Below are 6,794 nucleotides of genomic sequence, written 5' to 3'. Positions count from 1 at the left end.
CTGGCGCGAACCGGTGAGTTTTCGAGGCGCACAAGGGCGAGATTCTCGGGCTGTTCGGCTTGGTCGGGGCCGGGCGCACCGAGCTGTTCCGGCTGCTCAGCGGGCTTGAGCGCAACACCGCCGGACGCCTGGAATTGCGCGGCCATGAACTGAAATTGCGCTCACCGCGTGACGCGATTGCCGCCGGGATTCTGCTATGCCCCGAGGACCGGAAAAAAGAAGGGATCATTCCGCTGGCCAGCGTTGCCGAGAACATCAACATCAGCGCGCGCGGCGCCAATGCCAGCCTCGGCTGCCTGCTGCGCGGGCTGTGGGAGAAGGGCAACGCCGACAAGCAGATCAAGGCGCTGAAAGTCAAAACCCCGCACGCCGGGCAGCAGATCAAATTCCTGTCCGGCGGCAATCAGCAGAAGGCGATTCTCGGTCGCTGGCTGTCGATGCCGATGAAGGTTCTGCTGCTCGACGAGCCGACTCGCGGCATCGACATCGGCGCCAAGGCCGAGATCTACCAGATCATCCATAACCTGGCCGCCGATGGCATTTCGGTGATCGTGGTGTCCAGCGACCTCATGGAGGTGATGGGCATTTCCGACCGCATTCTGGTGCTCTGCGAAGGCGCGCTGCGCGGCGAAGTCAGCCGCGACCAGGCCAATGAATCCAACCTGCTGCAACTGGCTTTGCCGCGCCATCGCGCTGACGGCGTGGCGAACTGAGAGGTGACTATGATGACCATCCAAAACAAGGCACTGCCGACTCCCCGCAAACCGCTGGACCTGCGGCGCTTCCTCGATGACTGGGTCATGCTGCTGGCGGCGATCGGGATCTTCGTCGCCTGCACGCTGCTGATCGACAACTTCCTTTCACCACTGAACATGCGCGGGCTGGGCCTGGCGATTTCCACCACCGGCATCGCCGCGTGCACCATGCTCTACTGCCTGGCGTCGGGGGCACTTCGACTTGTCGGTAGGCTCGGTGATCGCTTGCGCCGGCGTGGTGGCGGCGGTGGTGATGCGCGACACCAACAGCGTGTTCCTCGGCGTCAGCGCAGCGCTGGTGATGGGCCTGATGGTCGGGCTGATCAACGGCATCGTGATTGCCAAGTTGCGGGTCAATGCGCTGATCACCACGCTGGCGACGATGCAGATCGTCCGCGGCCTGGCCTACATTTTTGCCAACGGCAAAGCAGTGGGCGTGTCGCAGGAATCGTTCTTCGTCTTCGGCAACGGCCAGTTGTTCGGCGTGCCGGTGCCGATCCTGATCACCATCGTCTGCTTCCTGTTCTTCGGCTGGCTGCTGAACTACACCACCTACGGGCGCAACACCATGGCCATCGGCGGCAACCAGGAAGCGGCGTTGCTCGCCGGGGTCACGTTGACCGGACCAAGATCATCATTTTCGCCGTGCACGGCGTGATCGGCGCACTGGCCGGGGTGATTCTGGCGTCGCGCATGACCTCCGGGCAGCCAATGATTGGCCAGGGTTTCGAGCTGACTGTAATTTCGGCGTGTGTGCTCGGCGGCGTGTCGTTGAGCGGCGGGATCGGCATGATCCGGCATGTGATTGCCGGGGTACTGATTCTGGCGATCATCGAGAATGCGATGAACCTGAAGAACATCGACACGTTTTATCAGTATGTGATTCGCGGTTCGATTCTGTTGCTGGCCGTGGTGATCGACCGCCTCAAACAACGCTGATTCCATCTGTCGAAGCATAATTTTGTGGCGAGGGAGCTTGCTCCCGCTCGGCTGCGCAGCAGTCGCAAACCCGGACAGTGCGGTGTGTCAGACTCACCGCTGTCACCGGATTTGGGGCCGCTCTGCAGCCCAGCGGGAGCAAGCTCCCTCGCCACAGGTATGCGTTCCTTCTGTCCGAACCGCTAAAAAACTTCTTGCCCGCCTGCGCCCGTTTCGGGTATCACTTTGTACATGATTAGACAGGTACGATTTGACAAGAAACAACGGGTGGTCGACGAACTCGTCCGGCGCATCGAAAGCGGCCTCATGGAGGACGGCTTTCTGTTGCCCGGCGAGCATCAGTTGGCTCAGGAATTCAACGTCAGCCGTGGCACGTTGCGCGAGGCGCTGGCCGAACTGAAGCGGCGCAATTACATCGCCACGCAAAGCGGGGTCGGCTCCATTGTCACGTTCGACGGTGTAGCGCTCGATCAGCGCAGCGGCTGGGCGCAGGCGCTGGCCGACAGCGGGGGCGCTGATCAACACTGAAGTGCTGCGCCTGGAAGCCGTGACCCGGCCCGATCTGCTCTCGCGGTTCGGCACCGACCAATTCATCACCCTCGACCGCCGTCGCCGCTCCAACGACGGCACCCTGGTGTCCCTTGAACGCTCGTTGATGCCGGCCACCGGCGGCCTGGAAAGCCTGCCGCGGGTCGGTCTGATCGACAACTCGTTGACCATTACCCTCGCGGCCTACGGCTACATCGGCGAGCGCGGTGATCAGTGGATCGGCGCCGAACCGCTGAATGCCGAAGACGCTGAGCTGCTCGGGCGCCCGGTGGGGACGGTGTTCCTCAAGGCCCTGCGCACCACTTACGACCGGCAGAACCGTTTCATGGAACAGGTCGAAAGCCTGCTCGACCCGGTGCATTTCCGCCTGCACCTGCAATTTGGAGAATCGAAATGACCGCGCTCAACCGTGCCCTTGGTGCGTTTTATGGCCTGGCCCTCGGTGATGCGCTGGGCATGCCGACCCAATCGCTGAACCGTGAAACGATCAAGATCCGCTTCGGCTGGATCACCGATCTGCAGGATGCCGGTCCTCTGCAACCAATAGCCGCCAACATGCCCAAAGGCTCGATCACCGACGACACCGAACAGGCGATTCTGGTCGGTCAGTTGCTGGTCGAAGGCAAGGGCCGGATTGTGCCGGCCGTGCTCGCCCAACGGCTGATCGAGTGGGAAGCCGAGATGCAGGCCAAGGGTTCGCAGGACCTGCTTGGCCCGTCGACCAAGCGCGCCATTGAAATGATCCTCGCCGGCCACTCGCCGGAGGAGGCCGGGCGTTATGGCACCACCAACGGCGCGGCGATGCGCATCACCCCGGTGGGCATTGCGGCGGATGTCGCCGATCCACAGCGTTTCATTGCGGCGGTGGTGCAGGCCTGTCAGGTCACCCACAACACCACGCTGGGGATTTCCAGTGCGGCGGCGGTGGCGGCGGTGGTCTCGGCCGGGATCAACGGCATGGATCTGGGCGAGGCATTGAACCTCGGCCAGCAGATTGCGCAACAGGCCGAGGCACATGGGCACTGGGTGGCCGGCGGGCGCATCGCTTCGCGCATCAGTTGGGCGCGCAGCATCAGCGTCGACAGCGACAAGGCGCTGCTGGCGGATCTGCTGTACGACGTGATTGGCACGTCGGTGGCATCGCAGGAATCGGTGGTGGTCTCATTCGCCCTGGCGCAGCACGTGGCGGTCGGCGAGATGAGTGCGTTCGAAGCGTTGTGCATGGCCGCCAGCCTGGGCGGTGACACCGACACCATCGCGGCGATTCTCGGCGCCATGCTCGGGGCCTGCCTGGGTCTTGAGAGCTGGCCGGCGCCGATGATCGCCACAGTCAAAGCGGTCAATCATCTGGAGCTTGAGCCCCTCGTGAAAGGACTCCTCACCTTACGCTGAGGACCCGTGTAGGAGCTGCCGAAGGCTGCGATCTTTGATTTTTGCATTCAGAGGGCTGCCAAAGCGCCCTGATACAGCACTGGCCCGGTCGGCTGCCCGGTCGGCGACCCACCTTGCGGCTCCAGACTCACCGCCAGCGCAATCGGCTGGCCGATCAAGGCTTTCTGCGCCGCGCTCAGTTCAACCTTGCCTTTGCCGCCTGCAGGAATCACCCCCAGCGAAATCGGCTTGCCATCGGCGGGTATCGCCCACAGTTCCAGGCTGCGATCTGGCCCGACTGCCGCCAATGTCAGCGGTTCGACTTGCAGATAGTCCGCATGCGCCTCGACCTTCAGCGCCGGTTGCGCGTCGGCGCTCAGCAGGGTGGCGCGGTAGCGGGCGTCGTCGCGGTTGTACAGGGAGCCGAGGAATACCAGGACCACGATTGAGCAGAGTGCGGCGGTGACTCGCAGCCAGTTCCAGAACGGACGTTTTTCCGGGACGTGCAGCACTTGCGGTTCGATGCGTGCAGTAATACCTTGCCACACCCGATCCGGCACCGGTTGCTCCGGCAATGTATCGGTAAGGCTGGCGAGGCTCTCCTGCCACTGCGCCAACTCGGTTCGCAGTGCTGCATCGTCCAGCAGCAATTGTTCAAAGCGCCGACGCGCCGCCGCCGACATCAGGCCGATGGCGTAATCGGCAGCGAGGGCGCGGCGCAGGGGCGGGGGTCTGGTAGTTCATGATTCAAGGCACCTGCGCAGACGTTCCATGCCACGGCGAATCCACGACTTCACCGAACCCAGCGGCGCGGCCAGGTGTTCGGCGAGTTCCGAGCAGGACAGGCCCTGAAAATAGGCGACGCTGATCGACTGGCGCTGCATGCCGTCGAGGGTGTCCAGGCAACGGTGCAATGCACCGGCTTCGCGGCTGCTGTTCAACAGGTCGTGGGCCGAAGGGCCTTCGTCCGGCAGGGTGTCCTGTTCGAAGTCGGTCAGCGGCCGGTCACGCTGTTTGCGTAACTGGTCGATGGCCTGGTGACGAGTGATGTTGATCATCCAGGTCAGCGGCGCCGACAAATGGGCTTCGTAGCGCGAGGCGTTGTTCCAGATGCGCACGAAGCTTTCCTGCAGCACGTCCTCGGCCAGATCTGCCCGGCCCATGAAACGCAAGGCGACACCGTGCAAGCGCGGGCCGACGCTGCGATAGAGGGTTTCGAATGCACGCCGATCGCCCAGTGAACACTGGGCCAACAATTGGCGCAACTGATCGGGGTCGGCGGTGGAAATGACGGTTCTCCAGGCAATGGGCGGACGACGAGGGCGCTGCTCGGGCTGTTCACAGGCTAGTTCAGCGACAGCGCTTGTGCCATTCATCTCGGGTTATCCACGGTTTCACGTTTTATATACGTGGCTATCCTGAAAATGGATGCGCCGGCGAGGAACATGCCAGCGCAAACCCGGTCAAATCGGCAGTTTTGCCGCCCATAAGCGGGCGGTTACCACAGCGCAAGAGGATGTCTGAATGAAGATTTCACGCGGTATGGCCTTTGCTTCACTGATGACCCTCGCAGCGAGCCCGGTATTTGCCGGTTTCAGCTTGAACGATGTCGCCGGTGCAGTCTCGGGGATGCAAGGGGGGGACAAGGCTGCCGCCGCTGCACCGACTTCGGAAACCGCTGGATTGCTGAGTGCCTTGAGTGCGCTGAACATCACACCCCAGCAAGCTGTAGGGGGAACCAGTGCGATGTTGGGCCTGGCCAAGAACCAATTGAGCAGCACCGATTATTCGCAGTTGGCCAAAGAAGTGCCGGGCATCGACAAACTGTCGGGCGGTAGCGGCAATCTGGCGGCATTGAGCGGGTTGCTGGGCTCGTCGGGCAAGTCAGCCGGGCTGGAAAATGCGCTGGGCAACGTCAAGACCACCAGCGACCTGAACAACGCTTTCAGTGCGCTGGGCATGGACAGCGGCATGGTGGGCCAGTTTGCCCCGGTGATCCTGCAATACCTGGGTCAACAGGGTGTTGGCGGTTCGCTGTTGAGCAGTCTGGGCAACATCTGGGGCGCCGGCAGCGGCAGCTGATTCAGCTGCGCTCACCGCGCAGTTCGCTGATGCGCTGATCCTTCTCGGTCCAGAGCTGGTTGACCCAGTTCTGGACCTGCTGGCGAAACTGCGGATCGTTCTCGTAATCGCCCTGCGACAGCGCCGGGTCGAGTTCGCGGGTCTGGATGTCGACGATCACCCGCGGCACGCTGCCGCTGATCAGATCCCAGAACCCCGGAATGTTCTCCTGTGGATAAACCACGGTCACGTCGAGCAACGCATCCAGCTGCTCCCCCATCGCCGCCAGCACAAACGCCACGCCGCCCGCCTTGGGTTTGAGCAGGTGCTTGAACGGTGACTGCTGCTGCGCGCTTTTCGCCGCGGTGTAGCGAGTACCTTCCAGATAGTTCACGACCGTTACCGGCTGGCGCTTGAACAGCTCACAGGCCTGTTTGGTGATTTCCAGATCTTTGCCCGCCAGCTCCGGATGCTTCGCCAGAAACGCCTTGCTGTAGCGCTTCATGAACGGGTAATCCAGCGCCCACCACGCCAGACCGAGGAACGGCACCCAGATCAGCTCTTTCTTGAGGAAGAACTTGAAGAACGGCGTACGCCGGTTGAGGGTCTGGATCAGCGCCGGAATGTCGACCCACGACTGGTGGTTGCTGACCACCAGATACGAGGTGTCACCGCGCAGGTCTGCGCCGCCGCGAATGTCCCACTGAGTGGGGATGCACAGACGAAAGATCAGCTTGTCGATTTCCGCCCAGGTCTCGGCAATCCACATCACCGCCCACGAGGCGTAATCGCGCCAGCGCCCGGGCGCAATCAGTTTGAGCAGGGCAAAGACCATCAACGGCCCGATCAGGATCAGGGTGTTGAGCAACAGCAGCAGGGTGACGAAACAGCCGGTGAGCAGGCGGCGCATAAGCAACTCTATGAAGGCGGATGGGCGCGCCATGATAAGTGGCTTCGGGCGACAGGCCAAATCGGCGGTGACGAATGTTTCACTTTTGGGCGGCTATGCTGGAGCCAATTAGTGAGGCTTGTGCTGGCCCCATCGCTGGCAAGCCAGCTCCCACAAGGATCTCCAGTGCATGTGATTTCCGTGAATGGCAGAGAAACCTGTGGGAGCTG

General features: G+C 62.3%; 4 protein-coding genes and 4 pseudogenes. 5 read left to right on the top strand and 3 right to left on the bottom strand.

The annotated features are described in order from the left end of the window. From HT737_RS12975 to HT737_RS12960, 4 genes and pseudogenes are all read left to right on the top strand, one after another. Positions 1 to 713 (top strand): annotated as a pseudogene (locus HT737_RS12975) (ATP-binding cassette domain-containing protein); the annotation flags it as partial. Positions 714 to 725: 12 nt separating this feature from the next. After that, a pseudogene (gene araH / locus HT737_RS12970) lies at positions 726 to 1,694 on the top strand (L-arabinose ABC transporter permease AraH). Positions 1,695 to 1,925: 231 nt separating this feature from the next. Then, a pseudogene (locus HT737_RS12965) lies at positions 1,926 to 2,640 on the top strand (GntR family transcriptional regulator). Continuing rightward, on the top strand, positions 2,637 to 3,635 hold the full coding sequence (locus HT737_RS12960; RefSeq protein WP_182402774.1) for an ADP-ribosylglycohydrolase family protein: 999 nt from the start codon (positions 2,637 to 2,639) through the stop codon (positions 3,633 to 3,635). Before HT737_RS12965 ends, HT737_RS12960 begins: the two are co-directional and overlap by 4 nt. A gap of 47 nt (positions 3,636 to 3,682) precedes the next feature. Here HT737_RS12960 and HT737_RS12955 read toward each other — a convergent pair. Then, a pseudogene (locus tag HT737_RS12955) lies at positions 3,683 to 4,358 on the bottom strand (anti-sigma factor domain-containing protein). Beyond that, positions 4,355 to 4,990 (bottom strand): RNA polymerase sigma factor, encoded by a 636-nt coding sequence (locus HT737_RS12950; RefSeq protein ID WP_182402770.1) that lies wholly within the window; start codon positions 4,988 to 4,990, stop codon positions 4,355 to 4,357. Before HT737_RS12950 ends, HT737_RS12955 begins: the two are co-directional and overlap by 4 nt. A 148-nt stretch (positions 4,991 to 5,138) precedes the next feature. Here HT737_RS12950 and HT737_RS12945 point away from each other — a divergent pair, with 148 nt between their 5' ends. Next, positions 5,139 to 5,696 carry a DUF2780 domain-containing protein gene (locus tag HT737_RS12945; RefSeq protein ID WP_182402768.1) on the top strand — a complete coding sequence of 186 codons (558 nt, stop codon included), beginning with the start codon at positions 5,139 to 5,141 and terminating at the stop codon, positions 5,694 to 5,696. Position 5,697: 1 nt separating this feature from the next. On the opposite strand, the gene HT737_RS12940 is transcribed toward HT737_RS12945, so the two are convergent. Next, positions 5,698 to 6,585, bottom strand: a complete 888-nt coding sequence (locus HT737_RS12940) for an acyltransferase (protein WP_047297055.1) — start codon at positions 6,583 to 6,585, stop codon at positions 5,698 to 5,700. Between the last annotated feature and the right edge of the window lie 209 nt (positions 6,586 to 6,794).

The organism is Pseudomonas sp. MD195_PC81_125 (assembly GCF_014060985.1).
Lineage (GTDB): Bacteria > Pseudomonadota > Gammaproteobacteria > Pseudomonadales > Pseudomonadaceae > Aquipseudomonas > Aquipseudomonas parakoreensis.
Note: the sequence above shows the minus strand (reverse complement) of the source record. Positions and strands in the feature narration are given on the sequence as shown.

What these genes read in the sequence shown, in the direction of transcription:
- HT737_RS12945 (WP_182402768.1), top strand. Translation starts at nt 5,139, where the DNA reads ATGAAGATTTCACGCGGTATGGCCTTTGCTTCACTGATGACCCTCGCA.
- HT737_RS12940 (WP_047297055.1), bottom strand. Translation starts at nt 6,585, where the DNA reads ATGCGCCGCCTGCTCACCGGCTGTTTCGTCACCCTGCTGCTGTTGCTC.
- HT737_RS12950 (WP_182402770.1), bottom strand. Translation starts at nt 4,990, where the DNA reads ATGAATGGCACAAGCGCTGTCGCTGAACTAGCCTGTGAACAGCCCGAG.
- HT737_RS12960 (WP_182402774.1), top strand. Translation starts at nt 2,637, where the DNA reads ATGACCGCGCTCAACCGTGCCCTTGGTGCGTTTTATGGCCTGGCCCTC.